Raw genomic sequence first — 24,690 nt, 5'->3', positions numbered from 1 at the left:
TCTGTAACAGTTTACAAAGGCCTGCTGTTTGAGCTATCTCTATGGCAGGTCTATTTTTACTTGAAAGGTGGTCTGCATAAATGCCTAAAAACACTTCTACTGTTACAACTCCTTTTTGGCGAAATAAAAAAGTTATCCCTATCATTCTCCAAATCTTATTTGCGGTAATCGTATTTATAGCTGGTTACTACTTTGTTACGAATGCCATTGCAGGTTTAAACCAAATGGGGATGAAATTTGGATTTAATTTCTTGAAAAATACGGCATCCTTTCCAATCTCTGAAACGTTGATTGAGTATTCACCCACAGACACGTATGGAAAAGCATTCTTAGTAGGTTTGTTGAACACATTTCGTGTAGCGTTTTTTGGGGTTATTTTTGCAACAATCATTGGGATATTTGTAGGAATTGCTAGACTATCAAATAACTGGCTCGTTAGTAAGCTTGCAACTGTGTATATCGAGGTATTTCGAAATACACCTTTACTTGTTCAAATTTTCATTTGGTATTTTGCAGTATTTTTAACACTTCCAAGAATTGAAGAAGTATTGAAGGTTGGCCCTATTTATTTCTCTAACCGTGGAACAGCAGTTCCTTGGTTTGAAACGCATGGAAGTTCACTCGTTTGGGGGATTTTTATTCTAGCTGGAATTGTATTAGCAATTGTCCTTTATAAGCTATTAATGAAAAAAGAAGTTGAAACTGGAAAAAGAAAATATCCAGTTATTTCTTCGATAGTTGGTCTGTTAGTGGTCTTTTTAGTGGCCTTTGCGATTACAGGAACAGGGCCCATTTCGATCACTACACCAACGATTGTTGGGAAAGGATATGTTGGTGGATTAATTATATCTGAAACGTTTGCTTCTATCTTAGTTGCACTTGTTATTTATACTTCAACCTTTATTGCGGAAATTGTGCGTGCGGGTATTATGGGAGTTCCAAAGGGGCAAGTAGAGGCAGCGAAAGCGCTAGGTTTTAAGAACTCGACCTCCCTAAGGTTGGTTATTTTTCCACAAGCTATCCGTATCATCATCCCACCCCTGACTAGTCAGTACTTAAATTTAACTAAGAACTCAAGTTTAGCAGTAGCGGTAGGCTATCAGGATATTGTGAGTATCGGTGGGACAATCATGAATCAGACGGGGCGTGCAGTGGAAGCGATCTTAATTATGATTCTAGTCTATTTAACATTTAGTTTATTAACATCCTTATTTATGAACTTCTTTAACAAAAAATTCCAATTAGTTGAAAGGTAGGTGAGTGGTATTGGAACAACAGCTTGAAGTGAATAGAAGTAGTGAAACAGTTGCGAAGAAACCACCTCGCTCATCCTTAGGAGTTGTAGGCTGGATTCAAGCGAATTTATTTAGTAGTTGGATTAACTCGCTATTAACCATTGTTGCTTCTGTTGTAATCGGGACAATTGGGTATAAAACGGTAGGATTTATTGTTTCTGCTGATTGGGCAGTTATTTCAGTTAACTTTCGATTATTACTTGTAGGACAATTCCCAATTGAAGAAATCTGGCGGATATGGGTAGGTTTAACATTACTTTCAGTCCTTTTAGGATTTTCATGGGGGATTTGGAAAGGGTCGATTGGTCATGTTGCGATGACAATTGGTGTTTTGATGCTGATTATGGCTATCGTTCCTTTTGTAACTATGAACACAAGATTATTACTGGCTATGAATATAGTATTGATGCTAGGAGCCTTCTTCATTGGTCATAAGTTGCCGAAAGTGAAAATAGGAATTTTCGTATTATGGATCTTGTATATTCCGATTGTCATAACTATTTTGAATGGATTTGGTGTACTCCCTCCTGTTAGAACGGGTTTATGGGGTGGCTTCTTATTAACGTTATTAATTGCTAGTGTATCAATTGTTCTTTCCTTTCCGATTGGTGTATTACTCGCTTTAGGGAGAAGAAGTAAGCTTCCTATCGTTAAATGGTTTTGCATTATTTATATTGAGTTCATTCGAGGCATTCCATTGATTACTGTTTTATTCGTCATGCAATTAATGCTTCCGTTGTTTTTGGGAGATGGAATCACTATAGATAATGTTGTTCGAGCAATGACTGGGTTTACGTTGTTTAGTGCCGCGTATTTAGCGGAAAACATCAGGGGTGGTTTGCAATCACTACCGCGGGGGCAGTTTGAGGCTGCTCAAGCTTTGGGGCTAAGTCAACCGAAAATGATGGGGTTAATCATTCTTCCACAAGCATTAAGAGCTGTCATTCCTGCGATGGTAGGTCAATTCATCGGGATATTCAAAGATACTTCGTTAGTTGCAATTGTAGGTTTAACTGATTTGCTAGGGATGGGAAAAAAGTTAATTGCAAATCCGGAATTTTTAGGTAAACAAATGGAAGTGTTGTTATTTATTGCGGTGATCTATTTTATCTTCTGTTATTTAATGTCCCATGTAAGTAAGCGACTAGAGGTCTCATTAGGGTTAGGTAAACGATAGGAAAGGGAGAGATGATTCATGGAGAGTGTATTCGCAGTCGAAAAATTAACAACTCCACTTGAAGAAAGAGAAGATATCGTTACAGTTAAAGGGCTAAATAAATGGTTCGGTGATCACCATGTATTAAAAAATGTAGATGTCACGGTTAAGCAGGGGGAGGTAGTTGTTATTCTTGGTCCTTCAGGATCAGGGAAATCAACATTTATCCGCACCTTGAATGCGTTAGAGGAGTTTCAAGAGGGAACAATTAATATCGATGGAATAGATTTAACGAATGATATTAAAAACATAGAGGAAATTCGCAAAGAAACAGGAATGGTATTCCAATCATTTAACCTATTTCCGCATATGACCATTTTGAAGAATATTTCCTTAGCGCCAATTTGGGTGAGAAAGTGGAAAAAGAATAAGGCGGAGCAAATTGCAAAAGAGCTTCTTGACCGCGTTGGGATACCAGAGCAAGCAAACAAATATCCAGGTCAGCTTTCTGGTGGACAGCAACAACGTGTAGCAATTGCTCGGGCACTGGCGATGCAGCCGAAAATCATGCTGTTTGATGAGCCGACATCAGCCCTTGACCCAGAAATGGTAAAAGAGGTTTTGGATGTGATGAAGACGCTAGCGGAATCTGGAATGACAATGCTTGTCGTAACGCATGAAATGGGATTTGCTCGTCAAGTAGCAGACCGAATCATCCTATTTGATTTCGGTGAAATTGTCGAAGTAGGAACCCCGGAAGAATTGTTTGATAATCCACAGCATGAAAGAACAAAAGCTTTTCTATCTCAAATATTATAGAAAAAGAGTCCGCAGTGGACTCTTTTTAATATGCTCTGAATCTAAGGAATACCTTTATAACTATAAAACCAATAAGTGCCCCGACTGTATTTAAAATGATATCATCCACATCTAAACTACCCATTCTAGTTACGAATTGCAGTAATTCCAAAGTGGTGATTCCAAGGATGAATAAAGTAAGGAAGGAGCCGAGATGCATAAATTTCTTGTATGCTATAGGAATTAATAACCCGAACGGAGCAAATACAGCAACATTTCCAATGATATTAATAGCCCAAATCATAAAAGGATAATGAGAGAAATAGAAAAAGTAATTCTTGAGAGTTGAAAAAGGAACTAGATTATAAGAGTAGAACTCTGATTGAGATCTTGAAAAACCTAGAAACATCCAATAGATTAATATTAGCAAATAGGTGAACAAAATTCCTCTTGCGATCCTTTTTATATATCTATCATTCATTTATACTAGCCACCTATCTAAAATAAATCTTACACACTTATTCAGTAATTCAACAATAGTTTCATTTTCACAAGTAAAAAAATACTATACAATAGTAATAATTAATGGGAGATTTGACATGATAGGAGCTATTTGAAATACTCTTTCATTAATTATACTAGCTGTAAACGGAGTTTCAATTGTTTTGTTAGCATTCTCACTACTTTGAGGATGCGCATTATAAAAGGTGTATAATTACAAAAAATATTTTTCTTAATTATCTAAATATTTGTCGGGAAATATTTAAGGGGAATAATTCAGTTGGAAAGAGGTGGTAAGCTTGCAAACAGTGATTAATATTATCCTTGTTTCTGTTCTGCTCTATATTATTTATGACAGGTTTAAGCCGGTTAAAGGGTTGAATCAATTGAGTGAACAAGAAATCAGGGAGAAATTGAAGAAACCGAAGGATGTTGTGCTAATTGATGTTAGGCAGCCGTATGAATATAAATCTAAGCATCTACCTGGTGCTATTAATATACCTGTTTCGAAATTAAAGAAGAAAAATGAACAGATCCCTGAAGATAAAGAGGTTATTCTGTATTGTCAAACAGGAATAAGAAGTAAAAACGCTGCCCGACTAATAAAAAAGAACCATAAACTATCGTCATTATCGCACTTGAAGGGCGGATTATATGAGTGGGAGGGTATGGTGACGAGCAGAAATAGGAAAAAGGACAGTAGTAAATAGCATGTAATTCGAATATGCTAAGTTTTTATCCGAATAAATCTGTATTTGCCATGCCCATTTATTTTGTGATTACATATAATGTGAACAATCGAGTCGTACAGTTTTTTTGTGAATCGTTCTATTTAAATAAGCTTCATTGATGGTAAAATAAAAGTGAGAAGAAGTGTTAGGGGGACCATGATGAAAATCAAATTAGGTTTATTATATGGTGGGAAATCTGCTGAGCATAAGGTATCTTTACAAACGGCAAGAGCAGTTATCAAAGCGTTAGACTTATCAAAATTCGAAATTCATCCTATTTATATATCTGAAAATGGCGAATGGAAACGTGGAAATCAGTTAGAAGGGCCTGTTGAAGAGGTTGAAACTTTAAAGTTACAAGAAACTGGAAATGTTGTTTCTCCTGTGGCACTTAATCATGAGATTTTCCCAACAGCTTCAAATGAACAAACGAATGATGCTATTGATGTTATATTTCCATTGCTTCACGGACCAAATGGTGAAGACGGAACAGTACAAGGTTTATTAGAATTAATGAATATTCCTTATGTAGGGAATGGGGTTCTTGCTTCTGCAGCTGGAATGGATAAAGTTATTATGAAAAATATCTTTGCACAAGCAGGAATCGCACAGGCTCGTTATGTTTCTTATATCCGAAGCGAGTGGGAGAAGGCGAAGGAAGATATTTATGAAAAGGTTGAAGCAGATCTAGGTTATCCTTGCTTTGTGAAACCGGCGAATTTAGGTTCAAGTGTAGGGATTAGTAAATGTAAAGACCGTGCGAGTTTAGAAGCTGCTTTTTATGAAGCATTTACTTATGATCGTAAAGTCATTGTTGAAGAAGGAATTGTAGGAAGAGAAATTGAAATCGGAGTGTTAGGTAATGATGAACCAACATGCTCAGTCGTTGGAGAAATCAAACCGAAGAAAGACTTCTATGATTATAAAGCGAAATACGAAGATGGTGACACAGGGTTAATCATACCTGCTGACATTACTGAAGATGAATATAATAAGATTAAAGAAGTGGCAATTAAATCATTCAAGGCACTAGACTGTTCCGGACTTGTAAGAGCGGACTTCTTCTTAACGGAAAATGGTGAAGTGATTATGAATGAAGTCAATACAATGCCAGGATTTACTCCATTTAGCATGTTTCCATTATTATGGCAGGAAGCAGGAGTATCATATCCTGAATTGATTGAGAAGCTTGTCAGCCTTGCGATCGAACGACATCAAGAAAAACAAAAGATCAAGCACACGTTTTAAGCTTGGAGAGGTTGACTCAATAAAAGAGTCAGCCTTCTTTACATATACTTTAGTCGATAAAAGGGAGTGGCAGGATTGATTAAAAAGAGTTTGCTTGAGATCAGTAACATGGTGGATGGTAATGGGTTAGAAAAAGCATTCAATCAAATTGAAGTAGTTGGTGTATCCATAGATACGAGAACTATTAAACAAGGTAATTTATTTGTTCCAATAATCGGCGAGAATTTTAATGGACATAAATTTGTGGAGAATGCAATTAAACAAGGTGCTGTCGCTTCGTTTTGGCAAAAAGACCAACCGAATCCACCAGCAGGAATTCCTTTGATTATTGTAGAAGAAACATTAAGTGCTCTACAGAAGCTAGCAAAAAACTACCTTGCTCAGCTTTCCGTCAAAGTGGTTGGGATTACTGGTAGTAATGGAAAGACGACAACAAAAGACATGGTCACTTCTGTCCTTTCAACAACTTATAAAGTTCAGAAAACTGAAGGGAATTTAAATAATCATATTGGCCTACCACTAACGATTCTGAGACTTCAAAACGATACAGAAATAGCTGTATTAGAAATGGGGATGAGTGGTAAGGGTGAAATTGAGCTTCTTTCACAAATTGCTCATCCTGATGCAGCGATTATCACCAATATCGGTGAATCACATCTGCTTGATCTAGGGTCAAGAGATGGAATCGCGGACGCTAAATTAGAAATCACAACCGGTCTATCTCCAAATGGGCTTCTCATATACCACGGTGAAGAACCACTACTTGAAACAAGGGTACAAAGTATGTCTTATAAGAAGGTAACATTTGGACAAATAAATACGTGTGATTATTACTCAAGTTCGGTTGAGCAAAAGAACGAAGGTACGTATTTTGCAGTAAATGGAAAAAAAGAGCCTAGCTACTATATTCCAGTTTTAGGGAAGCATAATGTAAATAATGCTTTAGCAGCTATAGCGATCGCGGACTTTTTTGAAGTTCCAAGTGAAAAAATCATAGAAGGCTTGAAGACTTTGACACTTACAGGAATGCGAACTGAGTTAATTCAAGGGGAAAATGGAGTTCAGATTATAAATGACGCCTACAATGCAAGTCCAACTTCAATGAAAGCTGCTGTTGGTTTATTGGAGGATATGAAAGGCTTCAAACAGAAAATTGTCGTGCTTGGTGACATGTTAGAGCTGGGAGAAAATGAAATCAGTTTCCATTACGAAGTTGGTAAAAACTTACAACCGAATAACCTTGATTACGTTTTTACGTATGGATCACTTGCTCAAAACATTGCACTTGGTGCAAGGGAAATCTTTCCAGAGGGAAAAGTATTTTCTTATGAGGATAAAACAGCATTAATAGAACAATTGAAACAAGTAGTAGGTAGCGGAGATGTTGTGTTGGTCAAAGGATCTCGTGGAATGAAGCTTGAAGAAGTGGTTGAGGCCTTAAGTTAGGAATGGAACACTCCAGGAAGCGTTGGAGTGTTTTGTTGTGAAAAAAGTTATACATAATTGAACGTCTTTAAGTGGATAATATAATCAATCTTTACGTTAAATGAATAGACCCAAGTTTGCAATTAATAATATGAAGTGTTAAGATAACATTTACAGTGTTAAAAGAGGGAGTTTGCAAAAAAAGGAGTAAAAACCCTCCTATTAACTTTTTGGACGTGAACCTTGGGCATACTATCCGTATATCGGAAATGTCCTTTTTTTAAGAGCAAAAAGAGAAATTGCTCTTACTAGGAACTGGCAATCGCCTATAATTATGATTAAATAGGTGATTTCGCAAATGGGTACAGAAGTGTAAGGTGTTTTATATAGAACGTACGTATCTTTAATTCATCGAGTGACGATGATGGAATACATATAGTTGCCTTACAGTGAAGTGACCGAAGTGAAACATATAATTGACCTAACGGGGCGTTAGTCAAGTAACTATAAGTTTACCGTCTGACAAGTCATTTTCTCATTGTAATATATGTTAATAAAAAGGAGTTTGAAATAATTTGGCAACATTTTCAGAATTAGGTATAGGCGAATTATTAATGAAGTCAATCAGTAAGATGGGGTTTGAAGAGGCAACACCAATTCAATCACAAACAATTCCACTTGCGTTAGAAGGTAATGACGTAATCGGTCAAGCACAAACAGGTACAGGAAAAACAGCTGCATTCGGTATCCCGTTAATTGAAAAAATTGATGTTAAAGATAACAGTGTTCAAGGTATTGTTGTAGCACCTACTAGAGAATTAGCCATTCAAGTAGCTGAAGAGTTAAATAAAATTGGTCAATTCAATCGTGTAAATATCCTACCAATCTATGGTGGACAAGACATTAGTCGTCAGATTCGTTCATTGAAAAAAGGTCCACACATTATTGTTGGAACACCAGGACGAATTATTGACCATATTAATCGTAAAACATTACGTCTTCAGAATGTACACACAGTTGTATTAGATGAAGCAGATGAAATGTTAAACATGGGATTCATTGAGGATATCGAAGCTATCTTAAAGGGAATTCCTGAAGATCGTCAAACATTACTGTTCTCAGCTACAATGCCAGGTCCAATTCAACGAATTGCAGAGCGATTCATGAAGGATCCTCAAGTTGTTAAGGTGAAGACAAAAGAAATGACAACACCAAACATTAAGCAATACTATGTTGAAGCTCAAGAAAAGAAAAAGTTTGATTATTTAACTCGTTTGTTAGATAGCCAGTCACCAGAGCTTGCAATCATATTTGGGCGTACAAAACGTCGTGTTGATGAGCTTTCAGAAGCACTTACTTTAAGAGGCTATGCAGCTGAAGGAATTCACGGTGATTTAAGCCAAGCGAAACGTATTTCAGTTCTTCGTAAGTTCAAAGAGGGATCAATTGAAGTGTTAGTTGCAACGGATGTGGCAGCACGTGGATTAGATATTTCCGGTGTAACACATGTATACAACTTTGATATTCCTCAAGATCCAGAAAGCTATGTTCACCGTATTGGACGTACAGGTCGTGCTGGTAAACATGGTTTAGCGATGACTTTCGTAACACCAAGAGAAATGGGTCAGCTGAAGAATGTTGAAAGAACAACAAAGAGTAAGATGGAGCGTCTAACTCCTCCAACTCTTGATGAGGCACTAGAAGGTCAACAAAAATTAACAATTGAAAAGCTAACTAACACGATTACAAATGAAAATATCTCATACTATAAGAGTGCTGCTGAAGAGTTGTTAGAAGAGCATGATTCAGTATCAGTTGTCGCAGCTGCAATTAAGATGATGACAAAAGAGCCTGATCAAACTCCAATCAAACTAACTGAAGAAGCACCAATGCGTTCAAGAAGAGATCGTTCTGATAACCGTGGTGGTAGCAGAGATGGCGGTAGAAACCGTTATAAAGGAAATCAACAACAAAGTAAAAACCGTTCAGGCCAAGGTGGAGGTCAAAATAGAAATAGACAATCCACTGGTGGAGGAAAACGCAGAAATTTCCGCAAAACTGAAGCTTAATATGATGAAGAGGACAGTGTGAAAACACTGTTCTTTTTTTGCGTATTTTGGGACATAACAATTTTTCCTTTATTAGCTAATAGAGTGGTAGGACATAATAAGTAAAATCACACAGAAATTAATGAGGTGCCACTCGTGACAATTGTTAAATTAGGATACGTTGCAATGAGTATGAATCTGCAAAATAGCTCCCCGTCTCAAACGATGACACTAGCCCAATTTAAAAAAATAAAAGACCGTGACGCTGCAATCGCAAAACTTGAACGAATAGCTAAAAGCAATCTTCATAATTGTTTACGCCTATTAAAATATAATGTAGCAAACGATATTAAATTCTTCAGGCTTAGTTCAAGGCTAATTCCACTTGCTGGTCATGAGGAAGTGGAAGATTGGAAATTTATGAGGCCATTAAAGGAATCCTTAAACGAAATTAAAGATTTCTTAACAAAGCATCCAATGAGAATTGGGTTTCATCCAGATCACTTTGTAGTATTCACTACGAATGATAAGGAAATCATTAAACAATCTGTTAAAAACTTAACTATTCATGAAGCACTACTACGAGGGATGGGAATCAACCAAGAACATCGTTGTGTCATACACATTGGTGGAGCTTATGATGATAAGGAAATGGCGTTAGAACAGTTTATTAGTAATTGGGGTACTATTCCACTTAAAGTTCAAAAAATGATTATGTTAGAAAATGATGATACAACCTTTAACCTCTTGGATACACTCTATCTATGTGAAAAGTTGGCGGTGCCAATTGTGTTCGATTATCACCATCATTTAGCCTATCATGAGCGTATAGAATGGGAAGGTGAGTGGGAGAGGATGGTGGGTACCTGGAAGCATTCAAGCCTCCCGATGAAAATGCATATTTCCAGTCCCCGTAATGAAAAAGAATTTAGAGCTCATGCTGACTTCATTGATCCATCCATGTTTATGGACTTTTTATCATCAATCAAAGGAAGTATAGCAGAAATAGACTGCATGATTGAAGCGAAAGAAAAGGATAATGCTTTATTTAGATTAATGGACGATTTGAAAAAATATCCTGAAATTGAAATGATTGATGGAGCTAGCTTTAGAATTAGGTGAATCCTTGAAAAGCCGTCACAAAAATTTGCTACCCAAACAACCTAGTTGAATGGCTAGGTCAAATCTGCATATCCTTTCATGAATAGATATCTTCGTTTATACTATTAAGCAAACAGAGAATGTTGTAAGAAATGGGGGTAAATGATGAGGGAAGCTCCTCGAAAGCAAATAAGTAAACGTGCACTACCAGCATGGAGAATTTCAGCAACGATTAGCTCAGCTGTTGGTTGGCTGATTGTTATAGGTGCATTTATCATGAACAGGATGTTTGATTGGCCATTTTGGTTATTTCTATTGTTATTATCAGCTTCAATCATAGAGACGATTGTATCGGTATTTATCATACCAAATGTTCGATGGAAGAGATGGAGATACGAAGTATTTGAACATGAGGTTGAAATTCAACAAGGGGTATTTGTGGTAAAAAGGACGATTATTCCGATGATGCGTGTCCAGCATGTTGATACAAAACAAGGGCCTATTTTGCGAGCTTATGACTTAGCCTCAGTTACAATATCAACGGCTGCAACAGTTCATGAGATTCCAGCACTTGATTTGGATGAAGCGGATGAATTACGAGACTTTATTTCCAGGCTAGCAAGGGTGGATGATGATGTTTAGTGCAAAAAGAATGCATCCCTTTGCAGCAATCATTACCTTTTTTCAGCGAATCCGAGAACTACTTATCCCGTTCGTGTTTCTTTTTTTCTTTAGTGGAAGAGGAAGTAGTCCGTTAGCAGAATTATTGCAGATTATAGGAATCATACTCCTTTTGGTAGGTTTGTTAATAGCAGGATTTCTTCATTGGTATCGGTTTACCTACAGAGTTGAAGAAGGAGAATTTCGAATTGAATATGGCGTGTTCATTCGTAAAAAACGCTATATTCCACTTGAACGAATACAGACAATTGATGTGACTTCAGGATTAATACAACGAATGTTTCGTGTTGTTAAGCTACAGCTCCAAACGGCTGGTGGTGGAGCGGAGGCGGAAGCGGTATTAACGGCCATTACCGAAGAAGAAGCAGAACGTCTTCAGGATATTATTCAGCATTCGAAGGTGGATGAAGATGAAGTGGTCGTGGAAGAGAAGACACCCTCTACATATCATCTAAGTCAGAAAGAGTTACTTCTAGCTGCCACAACTTCTGGTGGGATTGGTATAGTACTGTCTGGATTTATTGCTCTCTTCACTCAAGTTGATGACCTTATCCCATATGACACTATTTTTGAAGGGGTCAATAAGTGGTTTCAAGTGAATTTGATCGTATATGCCATCCTTTTTTCAATTGTCTTTCTTGTAATAGCCTGGCTTATTGGAATGTTGATCGTTGTTTTAAGGTATGCAAACTTCTCGCTTACCAAAAGGGAGCAAGAGTTAATCGTGACTCAAGGATTTTTTGAAAAAAGAAAGCTAACGATCCCATTGAAAAGAATACAAGCTGTAAGGCTGGTAGAGAACCCAGTAAGGCAATTTTTAGGCTATGCCACAGTGGTGTTGGAAACTGCTGGGGGCTCGGCGGAAGACAAATCAGAAGGTTTTTCAACGGTTCTTTTTCCACTGATTAAGAGGGAAGGTTTTGAGAGGAAATTGGCTGAATTTATTCCTGAATTTGATGGAGAAATGGATATCAATTCTATACCACATCGTTCGTTAATAAGGTATATGTTGAGAGCTACGTTACCAGTGTTGCTTCTTGTCATTCCTCTCACCTATTTTTTTGATACGAGAGGTGCTTGGAGTGTAATTCTTATTCCTATCATGATGCTCATTGGCTATCTTAGATACCGTGATGCGGCGGTAGGCTTCAGAGAGGGCGAGGAACATCTTGTCCTACGTTATCGCTTTATAAGTCGAGTGACCGTCATTATGAAGAAGAAAAGGGTCCAGGCGATGGAACAGCAACAATCATTTTTTCAAAAAAGAAGATCTCTATCTACCATTCAAGCGTCCATCAAATCAAGTGTCGCGGGTAAGCATTTCAAAGTCGTGGATGTTTCAGAGGGACAAGGAGAAGAGATATATAAGTGGTATTCTAGTCAAGGACAACAAAAAGAGAAAGACGCTTAATGATAGCGGCCTTTCTCTTTTTTTTTCATATATACCGGCGACGTTTGCCAAGGAAGAATGGGGCTAGTAAGAAGCCAGCAAATAATCCGAATAAATGACCGGTAATATTGATATTGGAATTTAGGAATGTCATAACAAGTCCAATCACAAGGATGGTCATAATTAATTGTGAGTTTGCGCAACTAATTAAATCTTTTCTTTTCACTACCATATATAAATACAAACCGAACAGACCAAATATAGCGCCAGAGGAACCGACATGTCTGAAATGCTCATGCTGTATAATGTAGGTAGCAATATTCGCAATCACACCTGTGCTTAGATAGAGTGCGATAAATTTGCTTTTTCCAAGCATTCTCTCTAATGCAGGCCCAAAGAGAACTAATGAAAAGGAATTAAACAGCATATGAGTGAAGCTAGCATGAACGAAAATCGGAGTAACAAGACGCCAATACTCTCCTTCAGTGATTAACACATTGTATCCAACCATCTGATTAAGAAGAGGGCCGCCGCCAAGTGCTGGAAGAGCTAGGAGAACCCAGAGAAAGATGTGGATGGCGATTATGACTGATATAATAGGATAAAATCTTAAAAATTCTTTAAAGCTCTCTGTTCGTGTAAACATAAAAAAACTCCTTTTTCATGGCATTTAGGTATACTCTTATAAGAATGGTAGCACATATAACTGTTTTCCATCCATTAAGAGGTGTTTGTACATTATATGTAAAAATAGTTTAAATAGAAGGAAGGGTTTCTCTAACGATGATAGTTGGAATCGGAATAGATATTGTGGAATTAGATCGGATAAAAAAAATTGCAGAACGGCAAAAAAAATTTATTTCACGTATCCTAACAGAAAAAGAAATCAATAAATACCATCAATATACAGGACATAGACAAATTGAATATCTTGCTGGAAGGTTTGCGGCGAAGGAAGCTTATTCGAAAGCTATAGGTACGGGTATTGGGAAGGATCTAAGCTTTCAGGATATTGAAATTTTTTCTGATGAATTTGGAAAGCCTCATATCGAAGGAAAAGGCGCCGAAATCGTTCATTTATCTATCTCTCATAGTAAGGAATATGCAATTGCTCAAGTAATTATTGAAAGCTTGTCAAGCTAGTCTGCATATTCTCCAACTTTGCCTCATATAAATGATTGCAGAAGGGGAGACAAGGTGTAGTTGGTGATGAATCGTTGATAAAGGGTAGCGTTATAACGGGGAATAGACAAGATGTATGTAGTGAATGTACATCCTAGAATAACTGGGGGTTCTATCAGTACGGTACAACACCTTTAAGTGAACGATTCATCATTAATCCACCTTAGCTCTTTATTTCGTCGAAATGAGGCAAAGGGGTTGAAGGAATGAAGAAGAAGTTATTAATGTCAGTATTTGCAATATTCGCGATCCTAGCACTTGCGGGATGTGGGCAAAAGTCTCAGGAGGATGTCGTTAAAGCACTTGACGAAAAAGTACAAAGTCTTACTGGTTACAAGGCAGATGCAAAAATGACGTTACAAACAGGCAATGAGTCACAGGTATATGAAGTGGAAATTTGGCATAAAACACCTGATTATTACCGAGTAAATCTTAAGAATGCCGAAAAAGATCAAAGTCAAATGATCCTACGTAACGATGAAGGGGTATTTGTTTTAACACCAGCACTTAATAAGAGCTTTAGATTCCAAAGTGATTGGCCGCAAAATAGCAGTCAGGCTTATTTATATGAATCACTCGTTGAAGATATTAAGAATGACCCAGAAGCGAAGTTCACTGCCGACAAGGAAACGTATGTATTTGAAACTAAAACGAATTATAAAAATAATAAAATGCTTCCTACACAGGAAATCATCTTTAATAAAAAGGATTTAACACCTGTTATGGTGAAGGTAATGGATCCAGATCGCAATCCGTTACTGATTGTAGAATTCTCGAAAACAGAGTTCGATCCTAAATTTGATGATAATGCATTTACTGTTGATAAGAACATGACTGGAGCAAAAATAGAAGTACCTGTTATGGGTGGCGTAGATTCTGAGCCAATGGCAGTCATGTACCCAGAAGCAGAAATTGAAGGTGTAGAGCTTGTTGAAGAAAAAGAAATCGACACTGAGAATGGAAAGCGTATTGTTATGACATTTAGTGGTGGAGACAAGTCATATACATTAATTCAAGAAAAGGCACAAGTATCTGAAGTGAGCACAACAACAACTGTAAGTGGTGAGCCTGTTGACCTTGGATTTACAGTTGGTGCATTAACAGATCAAACGGTATCTTGGTCATATGATGGAGTTGACTTCATGCTTGCATCAGAAGATTTAACTCAGGAAGAGTTATTGAATATTGCTCGTTCTGTTCAAGGGCAAGCGGTGAAATAAGGTTAATGAGTAAGAGGTTGTCAAGAAAGTAAGTGTATACTGCTTTCTGGCAGCCTCTTTTTTTTGCTGGTTAAGTAATTGACATCGAGTACCATTAGGATAATAATCTAACATATATGATTTGGGTGTAAGGATGTGTTGGATTTGACTAGTACTTCTTTTTATCGCGATACATGGGTTGAGGTTGATTTAGATTGTATAGCTGCAAATGTTTGTTCAATGATTAAGCATCTGTCACCTGAACAAAAGGTGATTGCTGTTGTTAAAGCAAATGGTTATGGACATGGTGATGTACAGGTTGCACGAGTAGCGCTTGAATCAGGTGCTCAATATTTAGCTGTTGCTTTTTTGGACGAGGCCCTTTCTTTAAGGAAGCATGGTATAGGAGCTCCAATTCTTGTGCTAGGTGCCTCCAGACCAGAGGATGCAAATGTTGCTGCAGAGCACCAGATTTCATTAACGGTGTACAATGCAGAGTGGTTAATCGAGGCAAGTAAATATATTAAGGACGATAAGAAACTGACATTTCATTTGAAGATTGACAGTGGCATGGGCCGTTTAGGTGTAAGGTCTGAACAGGAAATTTCGGAAATTTTCGAGGTTATTGAGAACGGATCACATTTCCATTTAGAGGGTGTATTTACTCATTTCGCAACAGCAGATGAACTTGATCTGTCCTATTTTATCAAGCAGTTTGAACGGTTTAATGAGCTGCTTTCAACCTTACCGGTAAGACCGGAGCTTGTTCATACTGGAAATAGTGCTACAGGATTGCGTTTTCCTGAGAAAACATTTAATGCGGTTAGATTAGGGATTGCGATGTACGGCTTAACGCCATCTATGGAGATGAAGGAAATCATTCCTTATCCACTAAAAGAGGCATTTTCACTTCACAGTAAGTTAGTTCATGTCAAAAAGCTGGCTAAGGGTGATAAGGTCAGCTATGGGGCAACATATACGGCAGAAGTGGAGGAATGGGTAGGGACGGTTCCGATTGGATATGCTGATGGCTGGATTAGAAAGCATCAAGGAGCCGAAGTGTTAGTTTCTGGTGTTCGCTGTGAAATCATTGGTCGCGTATGTATGGATCAATTAATGGTACGCCTCCCGAAAAAATTACCAATTGGTACACAGGTTACTCTGATTGGGACTCAAGAGAACGAAACAATCTCGATTGATGAAGTCGCAGCAAGGCTTGAAACGATTAACTATGAAGTGCCATGCACAATTAATTTTCGGGTACCTCGTATTTTTTTGAAAAAACAGAGTATAATTGAAGTGAGAAATACAATCCTATTATAGGATGACTTCAATCAATTAAAGTGTATTAACAAAAATCTTGGTATATAGTTGATGAAAATGTGTTAATCTTTATGTTTCATGCATAAAACGTAAGAGTAGATGTCGATAATAGTGAGGGAATAAAGGAATTCGCTTTGCATCTCCTTATTTTAATGGTATTATTGAAGGTGGAATAGAATAATTATGGTGTGTAGTTATGGTGGAGGTGTATGTTTGTGTCTGAATCCAGCGCAACAACTGAAATATTAATTCGTTTACCACAGAACTTAATTAGTGAATTAGACGGACTAGTGAAGCAAGAAAATGGAAATCGTAATGAACTAATTTATCAAGCGACTAAAATGTACCTTCGTGAGAGAAAGAAGCGTCATATTCGTGAGTCTATGAGACGTGGTTATATGGAAATGGCCAAAATTAATCTAAACATCGCATCAGAGGCTTTCCTAGCAGAATCTGAGGCAGACCACACCGTGGAACGCTTAGTTAGCGGGGGGTAATCAATTGATTGTTAAACGTGGCGACGTGTATTTTGCTGACCTCTCCCCAGTTGTTGGTTCAGAGCAAGGCGGCGTTCGTCCAGTTCTTGTCATCCAAAACGATATTGGGAATCGGTTTAGTCCCACAGTCATTATTGCAGCAATAACGGCGCAAATCCAGAAGGCAAAATTGCCTACTCATGTAGAAATTGATGCAGAGAAATATGGCTTTGAGCGTGACTCAGTTATTCTTCTAGAGCAAATTCGTACAATTGATAAGCAACGTCTAACCGACAAAATTACCCATCTTGACGAAGAGATGATGGACAGAGTGGATGAAGCCTTACAGATTAGTTTGGGACTCATCGATTTTTAGGTATTATTTTATTCAATATATCATGATGAAGCTGCCAATTGGGTGGCTTTTTTTAGTATATGCAGGGAAAATCTAAGGAATTCAGCAACGGAGGATGGTCGAATTGGATCGAAATACTTTCTTACATACGGTTGAGAAATTCGCAATATCACTTGACGAAGCCAACATACCTTATCAATACACAGACCAAACAGCACTTATTATTCAGGGAGTTCAACTGAATGAAAAGAGACAACATATTAATATTCTGATTCAATGGGATTTATTAGAGACGACATACAAGTTATTTGATTCTTTTAATCCTTCCGCCATTGAACGAGCTAAATCGCAAGCATGCTTTACTTTTATGGACAACGGTGCCCGAGTAACAATCAGCTGCCATTTCAATACTACGATAAAAACCGACCCTTATCGCATAAGTGTTTCCACGGGGCGGGGGGAGGTATGGTGCAAATCACTATATGCATACCTTTACGAGAATAATCAGAAGTACGCTGCAGACATTGAGGCATATCTAGAAGCAAAGCAGCAGGAAATGAATGTCATCAATGAACAGGCGTGGAATCAGAATAATTATCAGGCACTGTTGAATCGATTTGGAGATCCTGAGGTAACCGCTAGAAAAATCAAAGAAAATCCAGAATGGCGATTACATCCATTTAGGAAATACTTTGGAGATGTGTCAGGGAAAAAAGCGATTCACTTGCTAGGTTCAAATGGAGTAAAGGGTGTTGCCCTTGCTTTGCTAGGAGCAGAGGTAACAATTGTTGATTTTTCTAAAGAAAATGAACGATTTGCGCGTGAAGTTGCGGAAGAAGCAGGAGTTTCGATGGAGTATATCCGTTCAGATGTGATGTCATTACAGGAAAAAAGCGGTCAACAATATGATGTAGTTCTAATGGAACTAGGTGTACTTCATTATTTCATCAGTCTTACATCCCTGGCTTCTATTGTCAGTCGCTTGTTGGACAAGGATGGAATCTTTATTCTGCACGAATTTCATCCGATATCTACAAAATTAATTAGCTCAAGCGGGAAAAAACATAAGGTAACAGGAAATTATTTTGACCCGACGCTTGTAACATTAGATGTTGCCTTCACAAAGCATATGCCAGAAGAAAACAAGAAGGACTTGGCGAAGGTCTACCAAAGACAGTGGACGATAGGAGAAGTAATTACCTCCTTCGCGAAAGCGGGGATTTATGTGGAGGTGCTAGAGGAAGAGCCAAATCATAAAGTTCATGATATTGGATTACCGAAAACATATACAATAGTAGCTAAGAAGATATAAGCGAAGACCGGGGAACCGGTCTTTTTTTAACAATAGGCTCTGTTAAAGTGTAATGTTGAAAAAATTATAAGGATAAGGGAGTTCCATAGAAAAGGAATTCCCCATTAAAAATTTATAGAAATAGTGACGTAATCCAAGATTCATCGGATGTTTTAAGTAATTTGAAGACTTGTTCTGCAACTTTCGTATAATCTTCTTCAGTTAGAGCATTTTCGTAACTAAACCATATTCCGTCCTCTTCTACGGATTTTGCACCTAACCTAAACCGTTCATTTATATGGTGGGCAGTAACTTTGTTTGGCGGGATTTTCTCTCCCCAATACATCGTTGTTCCTTCTTTAGGGCACGTTGCAACCTCAATAACAAATGAGCCACCCCATTTGTTGAATTGAAAGGTAATCAAATCAATATTGTTTTCATTGGCCCTTCTAAAGTGAGGAAAGGATCCTTTGAATCCTTGTTCTCTCAAAATTGGTATTACTACCTGTTTTAAGGCAGTAACCATCATTGTTCTTTCAGATATAGACATTTGATTGCTCCTTTTAGTTGGTGATAGTTAAACAGAGAATTTTGATTGACGCAAACTATTGTATGTATCTGTCATTTCATATACGAATGATGACAGCAAGAAATCTTTAATATTGTGTTTAGTATTTTCATTGCTGTGGTTATCAATAAACAGGAACAAGGCAAGAAAATTGTCCAGATACTTGGTTGCCACTCCCTTAAAACGTTCAATCCATTGCTTCAAACGAGAATAGAGACCGTTAACATATTGTATATGGTATAAACCCTTAGTAACGTGCTTCCTGTCATTGGATTTAATCCGATAATGTTCTAGTCCTTTTTCTTTGGCGTATGTTTTATATGCTCTCCAAGCATCTGTAACAAGCACATTGTTTAGTGTCAGTTTAGAGCCAATCATCTTTTCGACTTTTGTTTTGGCTGTTTTCGTATATATTGTTGCTTTTGATCCCGCAGCCTGAATACACTCCGCGTCCTGTGGGAGCCAACTAGTCCCACGGGAGTCTCCGTGTATTCAGTCTGCTAGAAATCTATTCTCAATTAATTCACCTCAAAAAACAACAAACTTTGAGAAAACAGCCTTTGTTTTAGTAATAGTAGTATCTGTAAATGTCTTAATACTACACTTGCAACGGTAGCGTTGGCGACCATTGTATTTACCCAATCGAACAACGTGTTCTGAAGAGCAATGAGGGCACTCGAAGCTTTGTTTTAAAGCGCTTCTCTCCTCCTCGCAGTACCTTGATATAACGATTATAGCCAATTAAAAATTATTTTTAGTAAAAAATCAACAATTAAATTTAACAGAGCCAAACAATAAAAAAAGAGATAGTTGTTGAAAAAATTGACTTAGCTACAAATATATTGAAGCATTTGTTAAAATAATAGGATAGGCTGAAAGTTGATTTAAGTAGGAGGAAACTAGATTGGTTCAAACATTAGAAAAAGATGATCGTCTTGTTCACATCATAGCTACTGAGTTAAACATTACTAAAAAACAAGTTCAAAATGTTATTTCATTATTAAATGAAGGAAATACAGTCCCGTTTATTGCACGATATCGTAAGGAAGTGACAGGGTCACTAGACGAGGTGCAAATTAAAGATATTCAAGACAAATGGCAGTACATGCAGAATTTAGAAGCAAGAAAAGAAGAGGTTATCCGTCTTATTGCTGAACAAGGGAAATTAACTGAGGAACTTAACAAAGATATCGTTGCAGCAACAAAGCTTCAGCAAGTTGAAGATCTCTATCGACCTTATAAACAGAAAAGACGAACAAAGGCAACCGTTGCAAAGGAGAAAGGATTAGAGCCACTTGCTGAATGGTTCTATACTTTTCCGAAAAACGCGAATGTAGAAGAGTATGCAGCTGGGTTTATTTCTGAAGAAAAAGAAGTATTAACAGTGGAGGATGCCACACAAGGAGCAAAGGACATTATTGCTGAATGGATTGCGGACGAGCCATCATTCAGACAATATATCCGCCAAGAAACCTTTTCAAAAGGCACGATTGAAACAAGCGTGAAGGACAAGGAAAAGGATGAGAAGCAAGTATATGAAATGTATTATGAATACAAAGAGCCAATACATAAGATTGTTCCACATAGAGTGCTTGCGTTAAATCGTGGTGAGAAGGAGGATGTGCTGCGAGTATCAATCGTTTCACCCGCAGACCGAATGACAAATTATCTTCGAAGAAAAGTCATTAAAAATGATCATTCTCAGGTCGTTCCATATATTATTGAAGCGATTGAAGATAGCTATAAGAGATTAATCGAGCCATCGATTGAACGTGAAATACGTAAAGAGTTGACTGAAAAGGGAGAAGACCGTGCTATTCATATTTTTTCAGAAAACTTGCGTAATCTTTTATTACAGCCGCCACTAAAAGGAAAGATTGTGCTAGGTTTGGACCCAGCTTATCGAACAGGCTGTAAATTGGCAGTTGTTGATGAAACAGGAAAGGTTCTGAAGATTGAGGTGATCTATCCTCACCCACCAGTGAATAAAAAGGCTGAAGCAAAGGACAAGTTCCTGAAAATTATACAAGAGTATCAAGTTGAGATGGTTGCGATTGGAAATGGAACAGCTTCAAGAGAATCAGAACAATTTGTTGCAGAGATTCTAAAAGAGATCGATCGAGACATCTTCTATTTGATTGTCAATGAAGCAGGTGCAAGTGTCTATTCTGCGTCTGAAATTGCTAGAGAAGAATTCCCTAATCTTCAGGTAGAGGAAAGAAGTGCGGTTTCAATTTCGAGACGTCTTCAGGACCCATTAGCTGAATTGGTGAAAATTGATCCAAAATCAGTTGGAGTCGGTCAGTATCAGCATGATGTATCACAAAAGAAGTTAAATGATTCCCTCACCTTCGTGGTCGAAACGGTTGTTAACAAAGTTGGGGTGAATGTAAATACAGCTTCTCCTTCTCTATTACAATATGTATCAGGATTATCAAAAGCAGTGGCAAATAATATTGTTAAGCAAAGGGAGGAAAAGGGGAAATTCACGAACCGTAAAGAGCTCAAAGGAATCCCTCGCCTAGGTGCAAAAACCTATGAGCAATGTATCGGTTTCTTAAGAATCGTTGATGGTGATGAGCCGTTAGACCGTACAGGGATTCACCCTGAAAGCTATTCGGAGGTTAAAAGCTTACTGAAGAAGCTTGGTGCAACTACTAAAGATATCGGGAGTGAGAAGCTGAAGGAAGCTTTATCGGCACTATCGATTGAGGAAGTGGCAACAGAATTGAATATTGGTGAAATTACATTGAAGGATATCACCGATGCGCTCATTAGCCCGGCAAGAGATCCGCGTGATGAATTGCCAAAGCCATTACTTAAGAAGGATATCTTACAGCTAGAAGATCTCCAAAAAGGAATGGAATTAGAAGGTACTGTTCGAAATGTGGTTGATTTTGGGGCGTTTGTTGATATTGGTGTGAAGCAAGATGGCCTTGTACACATTTCAAAGTTGAAAAAAGGATTTGTGAAGCATCCATTAGAGGTAGTAGCTGTTGGGGATGTTGTGAAAGTGTGGATTGAGGATGTCGATGCCAAAAAAGGAAGAGTGGCATTGTCAATGATTCCACCAAGTGAATAGAAAAAACACTGCTTATGAGCAGTGCTTTAACTTCGAAAAACTGCTTGCTGTTATGAGCAGTTTTTCTTTCTATAAAAGTACCAGCATTGGTTAAGTAATTTTATTTGATATCGATTTTTCTCATAATACGCGCGTTGCATCTGGTTCTTTAGCCAAGAGGGCATTGTATCATACCTCCTTTTAGTTAAATGGGTATGTGTATATGTAGTGTATGCAAATGCGGGATGTCCCGTTCATTTATTTTTTGTCAACTGGTTAAGAATCATTCTTCTTATTTTTAATTTGCGTTCTAATGTGGAAAGAGAGTAGAATTTGTTTGTGATTAGACAAGACTAATCAGTTGTTTTGGTTTTGGAGGGATAGTAATGAATGAAAAAATGTTACAAGAGCTTGTTGAAATGATATCGATTCGTGATTTCAATAAACCCTTTAGGCATAGAGCAAGATTCAATAATAGATTGCAAACCACAGGTGGAAGATACCTTCTTGGAAGTCATGACATTGAATTAAATCCTAAATATTACGTAGAGCGTGGAGAAGAAGAGTTAATAGGTATAATCAAGCACGAGCTATGTCATTATCATTTACATATAGAAGGAAAAGGCTACAAACACCGCGATCGAGATTTTCGTGAGCTTATGAAGAAAGTTGATGCACCACGATTTTGTAAACCGTTGGATTCAGTAACTAAAAGAAGAGTCATGACACAATATCTCTATGAGTGCAGTGCGTGTCATCAAAGGTATGTTAGAAAGAGAAAAGTAGATACTAGCAGATATGTCTGTGGGAAGTGTAAAGGGAAATTAAAAGAAATTAAACAATGAGTTGACTCTGACTTTAACATATGATAAATTATATAAGCCGTCGCATAAAACGGCAGATTTAAAAATATATAAACAGTCTTGACAAGATAGTAAGCTGTTTCTATAATAAAAAGAGTCTTAAGTAAGACAACTTATTATTCCACAGTAGCTCAGTGGTAGAGCTATCGGCTGTTAACCGATCGGTCGTAGGTTCGAGTCCTACCTGTGGAGCCATACGGGGAAGTACTCAAGTGGCTGAAGAGGCGCCCCTGCTAAGGGTGTAGGTCGCGTAAGCGGCGCGAGGGTTCAAATCCCTCCTTCTCCGCCATCATTTTCATATGGCCCGTTGGTCAAGCGGTTAAGACACCGCCCTTTCACGGCGGTAACACGGGTTCGAATCCCGTACGGGTCATAAATCATGGGAAGTGAGTGATCATTGCTCACCTCCCATTTCTCTTCTATATTAGGAGGATTAGCTCAGCTGGGAGAGCACCTGCCTTACAAGCAGGGGGTCGGCGGTTCGATCCCGTCATCCTCCACCATTTATATATATTTTGGTCCCGTGGTGTAGCGGTTAACATGCCTGCCTGTCACGCAGGAGATCGCCGGTTCGATCCCGGTCGGGACCGCCATTATTACTAAAAAATACTTCTTGAAAGTTAGAGTATAATAATGTAATATTGAGTTTCTTGGTTTTGAGGAAGCAATACATGAAACATCTTCATTGGGCTATAGCCAAGCGGTAAGGCAACGGACTTTGACTCCGTCATGCGTTGGTTCGAATCCAGCTAGCCCAGCCATTTTATTTCGTTAAAACCGAGTATTACATCGAAATTCATTTTATTTTGAGCCATTAGCTCAGTCGGTAGAGCACGAATGAATATGCTTCACTGAGACTCTACAGAGTACCACTCGAGCTGCTGCTTGATTAAGCTTTCTGAGAGTGGGACGTCACTAGATGCTCTTTCTTTAACATAAAAACAAAACCGAGTACTACATCAAAATTCATTTTATTTTGAGCCATTAGCTCAGTCGGTAGAGCATCTGACTTTTAATCAGAGGGTCGAAGGTTCGAGTCCTTCATGGCTCACCATTTTTTTGCACATTGCAAAAAGAACTTTCATAGTATGCGGGTGTGGCGGAATTGGCAGACGCGCTAGACTTAGGATCTAGTGTCTTTGACGTGGGGGTTCGAGTCCCTTCACCCGCACTTTACTCGCGGTCGTGGCGGAATGGCAGACGCGCTAGGTTGAGGGCCTAGTGGGAGTTGATCCCGTGGAAGTTCGAGTCTTCTCGACCGCACCAAAAACTCTTTAAAACTTTTTTAAAAAACTTGTTGACTTGCTGAGTTGATGGTGTTATTATAGAAAAGTCGCTAATTTAAGTAATGCGCCCGTAGCTCAATTGGATAGAGCGTCTGACTACGGATCAGAAGGTTATGGGTTCGACTCCTTTCGGGCGCGCCATATAAATTTGCGGGAAGTAGCTCAGCTTGGTAGAGCACTTGGTTTGGGACCAAGGGGTCGCAGGTTCGAATCCTGTCTTCCCGACCAGTTTTAAAATATAAATATGCGGGTGTAGTTTAATGGTAAAACCTCAGCCTTCCAAGCTGATGTCGTGAGTTCGATTCTCATCACCCGCTCCAATTAAGTTCTTTGAAAACTGAACACAATAAACAAGCGTCAACGTTTTATCAAGTAACAAACTATTGAGCAATCAATACTCTTTTTGGAGAGTTTGATCCTGGCTCAGGATGAACGCTGGCGGCGTGCCTAATACATGCAAGTCGAGCGGATCTTAGGGAGCTTGCTCCCTAAGATTAGCGGCGGACGGGTGAGTAACACGTGGGCAACCTGCCTATAAGACTGGGATAACTTCGGGAAACCGGAGCTAATACCGGATAATAAATAGAACCACATGGTTCTATTTTAAAAGATGGTTTCGGCTATCACTTATAGATGGGCCCGCGGCGCATTAGCTAGTTGGTGAGGTAACGGCTCACCAAGGCGACGATGCGTAGCCGACCTGAGAGGGTGA

22 protein-coding genes, 12 tRNA genes, 1 rRNA gene and 2 pseudogenes are annotated in these 24,690 nt (G+C 38.3%); 31 read left to right on the top strand and 6 right to left on the bottom strand.

The annotated features are described in order from the left end of the window. The first annotated feature begins 80 nt into the window (after positions 1-80). The 3 genes from F7888_RS11950 to F7888_RS11940 are packed head-to-tail and all read left to right on the top strand — an operon-like array spanning position 81 to position 3,270. Positions 81-1,256 (top strand): amino acid ABC transporter permease, encoded by a 1,176-nt coding sequence (locus tag F7888_RS11950; RefSeq protein WP_191779765.1) that lies wholly within the window; start codon positions 81-83, stop codon positions 1,254-1,256. A gap of 10 nt (positions 1,257-1,266) precedes the next feature. Beyond that, positions 1,267-2,472: an amino acid ABC transporter permease gene (locus F7888_RS11945; RefSeq protein ID WP_191779763.1), complete on the top strand. Its 1,206-nt coding sequence runs from the start codon at positions 1,267-1,269 to the stop codon at positions 2,470-2,472. Between the two features lie 18 nt (positions 2,473-2,490). Continuing rightward, positions 2,491-3,270, top strand: a complete 780-nt coding sequence (locus tag F7888_RS11940) for an amino acid ABC transporter ATP-binding protein (RefSeq protein ID WP_225228759.1) — start codon at positions 2,491-2,493, stop codon at positions 3,268-3,270. A gap of 25 nt (positions 3,271-3,295) precedes the next feature. Here F7888_RS11940 and F7888_RS11935 read toward each other — a convergent pair whose 3' ends face one another. Further along, positions 3,296-3,730 carry a VanZ family protein gene (locus tag F7888_RS11935; protein ID WP_191779762.1) on the bottom strand — a complete coding sequence of 145 codons (435 nt, stop codon included), beginning with the start codon at positions 3,728-3,730 and terminating at the stop codon, positions 3,296-3,298. 328 nt (positions 3,731-4,058) lie between these two features. On the opposite strand from F7888_RS11935, the gene F7888_RS11930 reads away from it, so the two are divergent. The 7 genes from F7888_RS11930 (at position 4,059) to F7888_RS11900 (ending at position 12,395) form a co-directional block, all read left to right on the top strand. Then, on the top strand, positions 4,059-4,460 hold the full coding sequence (locus F7888_RS11930; protein ID WP_318246273.1) for a rhodanese-like domain-containing protein: 402 nt from the start codon (positions 4,059-4,061) through the stop codon (positions 4,458-4,460). 180 nt (positions 4,461-4,640) lie between these two features. Further along, complete coding sequence (locus F7888_RS11925) at positions 4,641-5,729, top strand: D-alanine--D-alanine ligase (RefSeq protein WP_191779757.1); 1,089 nt, start codon at positions 4,641-4,643, stop codon at positions 5,727-5,729. 75 nt (positions 5,730-5,804) lie between these two features. After that, positions 5,805-7,175 carry a UDP-N-acetylmuramoyl-tripeptide--D-alanyl-D-alanine ligase gene (locus tag F7888_RS11920; protein WP_191779756.1) on the top strand — a complete coding sequence of 457 codons (1,371 nt, stop codon included), beginning with the start codon at positions 5,805-5,807 and terminating at the stop codon, positions 7,173-7,175. A 554-nt stretch (positions 7,176-7,729) separates the two neighbouring features. Continuing rightward, on the top strand, positions 7,730-9,223 hold the full coding sequence (locus tag F7888_RS11915; protein WP_191779754.1) for a DEAD/DEAH box helicase: 1,494 nt from the start codon (positions 7,730-7,732) through the stop codon (positions 9,221-9,223). Between the two features lie 135 nt (positions 9,224-9,358). Next, positions 9,359-10,324, top strand: a complete 966-nt coding sequence (gene uvsE / locus F7888_RS11910; protein ID WP_191779752.1) for a UV DNA damage repair endonuclease UvsE — start codon at positions 9,359-9,361, stop codon at positions 10,322-10,324. Positions 10,325-10,468: 144 nt separating this feature from the next. After that, entirely contained in the window at positions 10,469-10,945 is a 477-nt protein-coding gene (locus F7888_RS11905; protein WP_191779750.1) for a PH domain-containing protein, read from the top strand. Continuing rightward, entirely contained in the window at positions 10,938-12,395 is a 1,458-nt protein-coding gene (locus tag F7888_RS11900; protein WP_191779748.1) for a PH domain-containing protein, read from the top strand. Before F7888_RS11905 ends, F7888_RS11900 begins: the two co-directional genes overlap by 8 nt. 25 nt (positions 12,396-12,420) lie before the next feature. On the opposite strand, the gene F7888_RS11895 is transcribed toward F7888_RS11900, so the two are convergent. Beyond that, on the bottom strand, positions 12,421-13,020 hold the full coding sequence (locus F7888_RS11895; protein ID WP_191779746.1) for a rhomboid family intramembrane serine protease: 600 nt from the start codon (positions 13,018-13,020) through the stop codon (positions 12,421-12,423). A 137-nt stretch (positions 13,021-13,157) separates the two neighbouring features. On the opposite strand from F7888_RS11895, the gene acpS reads away from it, so the two are divergent. The 6 genes from acpS to F7888_RS22575 all read left to right on the top strand — a co-directional run bounded on the left by acpS (position 13,158) and on the right by F7888_RS22575 (position 18,221). Next, positions 13,158-13,517 carry a holo-ACP synthase gene (gene acpS, locus F7888_RS11890; protein ID WP_191779744.1) on the top strand — a complete coding sequence of 120 codons (360 nt, stop codon included), beginning with the start codon at positions 13,158-13,160 and terminating at the stop codon, positions 13,515-13,517. A gap of 245 nt (positions 13,518-13,762) precedes the next feature. Next, on the top strand, positions 13,763-14,776 hold the full coding sequence (locus F7888_RS11885; RefSeq protein ID WP_191779742.1) for a LolA family protein: 1,014 nt from the start codon (positions 13,763-13,765) through the stop codon (positions 14,774-14,776). A gap of 144 nt (positions 14,777-14,920) precedes the next feature. Next, on the top strand, positions 14,921-16,078 hold the full coding sequence (gene alr, locus F7888_RS11880) for an alanine racemase (RefSeq protein ID WP_191779740.1): 1,158 nt from the start codon (positions 14,921-14,923) through the stop codon (positions 16,076-16,078). Positions 16,079-16,293: 215 nt separating this feature from the next. Further along, positions 16,294-16,575 carry a CopG family ribbon-helix-helix protein gene (locus tag F7888_RS11875; protein ID WP_078543053.1) on the top strand — a complete coding sequence of 94 codons (282 nt, stop codon included), beginning with the start codon at positions 16,294-16,296 and terminating at the stop codon, positions 16,573-16,575. A gap of 4 nt (positions 16,576-16,579) precedes the next feature. Then, a complete protein-coding gene (gene ndoA / locus F7888_RS11870) occupies positions 16,580-16,930 on the top strand; it encodes a type II toxin-antitoxin system endoribonuclease NdoA (RefSeq protein WP_191779738.1) in 351 nt (116 codons plus the stop codon). A gap of 103 nt (positions 16,931-17,033) precedes the next feature. Continuing rightward, entirely contained in the window at positions 17,034-18,221 is a 1,188-nt protein-coding gene (locus tag F7888_RS22575) for a class I SAM-dependent methyltransferase (protein WP_225228757.1), read from the top strand. 112 nt (positions 18,222-18,333) lie between these two features. Here F7888_RS22575 and F7888_RS11860 read toward each other — a convergent pair whose 3' ends face one another. The 3 genes and pseudogenes from F7888_RS11860 to F7888_RS23160 all read right to left on the bottom strand — a co-directional run. Beyond that, the gene (locus F7888_RS11860; RefSeq protein WP_191779736.1) at positions 18,334-18,750 is read right to left on the bottom strand and encodes a DUF4304 domain-containing protein; all 417 of its coding nucleotides are present in this window, start codon (positions 18,748-18,750) and stop codon (positions 18,334-18,336) included. A 27-nt stretch (positions 18,751-18,777) separates the two neighbouring features. After that, positions 18,778-19,167: pseudogene (locus F7888_RS11855) on the bottom strand (IS1595 family transposase); the annotation flags it as partial. A gap of 180 nt (positions 19,168-19,347) precedes the next feature. After that, a pseudogene (locus F7888_RS23160) lies at positions 19,348-19,458 on the bottom strand (IS1/IS1595 family N-terminal zinc-binding domain-containing protein); the annotation flags it as partial. 214 nt (positions 19,459-19,672) lie between these two features. On the opposite strand from F7888_RS23160, the gene F7888_RS11845 reads away from it, so the two are divergent. After that, complete coding sequence (locus F7888_RS11845) at positions 19,673-21,850, top strand: Tex family protein (protein WP_191779734.1); 2,178 nt, start codon at positions 19,673-19,675, stop codon at positions 21,848-21,850. Positions 21,851-21,900: 50 nt separating this feature from the next. Here F7888_RS11845 and cmpA read toward each other — a convergent pair whose 3' ends face one another. After that, positions 21,901-22,014 carry a cortex morphogenetic protein CmpA gene (gene cmpA / locus F7888_RS11840; RefSeq protein ID WP_191779733.1) on the bottom strand — a complete coding sequence of 38 codons (114 nt, stop codon included), beginning with the start codon at positions 22,012-22,014 and terminating at the stop codon, positions 21,901-21,903. A gap of 201 nt (positions 22,015-22,215) precedes the next feature. Between cmpA and F7888_RS11835 the strand changes: the two genes are divergently transcribed. The 14 genes from F7888_RS11835 to F7888_RS11770 all read left to right on the top strand — a co-directional run. Continuing rightward, complete coding sequence (locus F7888_RS11835; RefSeq protein ID WP_191779731.1) at positions 22,216-22,674, top strand: SprT family protein; 459 nt, start codon at positions 22,216-22,218, stop codon at positions 22,672-22,674. Positions 22,675-22,812: 138 nt separating this feature from the next. Then, positions 22,813-22,887 (top strand) — tRNA-Asn (locus F7888_RS11830). Positions 22,888-22,890: 3 nt separating this feature from the next. Continuing rightward, a tRNA-Ser gene (locus tag F7888_RS11825) sits at positions 22,891-22,981 on the top strand. 12 nt (positions 22,982-22,993) lie between these two features. Beyond that, positions 22,994-23,065, top strand: a tRNA-Glu gene (locus F7888_RS11820). 54 nt (positions 23,066-23,119) lie between these two features. Continuing rightward, positions 23,120-23,195 (top strand) — tRNA-Val (locus tag F7888_RS11815). Positions 23,196-23,209: 14 nt separating this feature from the next. Beyond that, positions 23,210-23,285 (top strand) — tRNA-Asp (locus tag F7888_RS11810). A gap of 93 nt (positions 23,286-23,378) precedes the next feature. Then, positions 23,379-23,453: transfer RNA gene (locus tag F7888_RS11805), tRNA-Gln, on the top strand. A gap of 217 nt (positions 23,454-23,670) precedes the next feature. After that, positions 23,671-23,746, top strand: a tRNA-Lys gene (locus tag F7888_RS11800). A gap of 36 nt (positions 23,747-23,782) precedes the next feature. After that, a tRNA-Leu gene (locus F7888_RS11795) sits at positions 23,783-23,863 on the top strand. 8 nt (positions 23,864-23,871) lie between these two features. Next, positions 23,872-23,958: transfer RNA gene (locus tag F7888_RS11790), tRNA-Leu, on the top strand. Positions 23,959-24,042: 84 nt separating this feature from the next. Next, a tRNA-Arg gene (locus F7888_RS11785) sits at positions 24,043-24,119 on the top strand. 10 nt (positions 24,120-24,129) lie between these two features. Further along, positions 24,130-24,206: transfer RNA gene (locus F7888_RS11780), tRNA-Pro, on the top strand. A gap of 18 nt (positions 24,207-24,224) precedes the next feature. Then, positions 24,225-24,298 (top strand) — tRNA-Gly (locus F7888_RS11775). Between the two features lie 80 nt (positions 24,299-24,378). After that, positions 24,379-24,690 (top strand): 16S ribosomal RNA (locus F7888_RS11770); the annotation flags it as partial.

Origin of the sequence: Litchfieldia stipae (assembly GCF_014837155.1) — a bacterium.
In the GTDB taxonomy this organism is placed as follows: Bacteria; Bacillota; Bacilli; order Bacillales; family Bacillaceae_L; genus Litchfieldia.
Note: the sequence above shows the minus strand (reverse complement) of the source record. Positions and strands in the feature narration are given on the sequence as shown.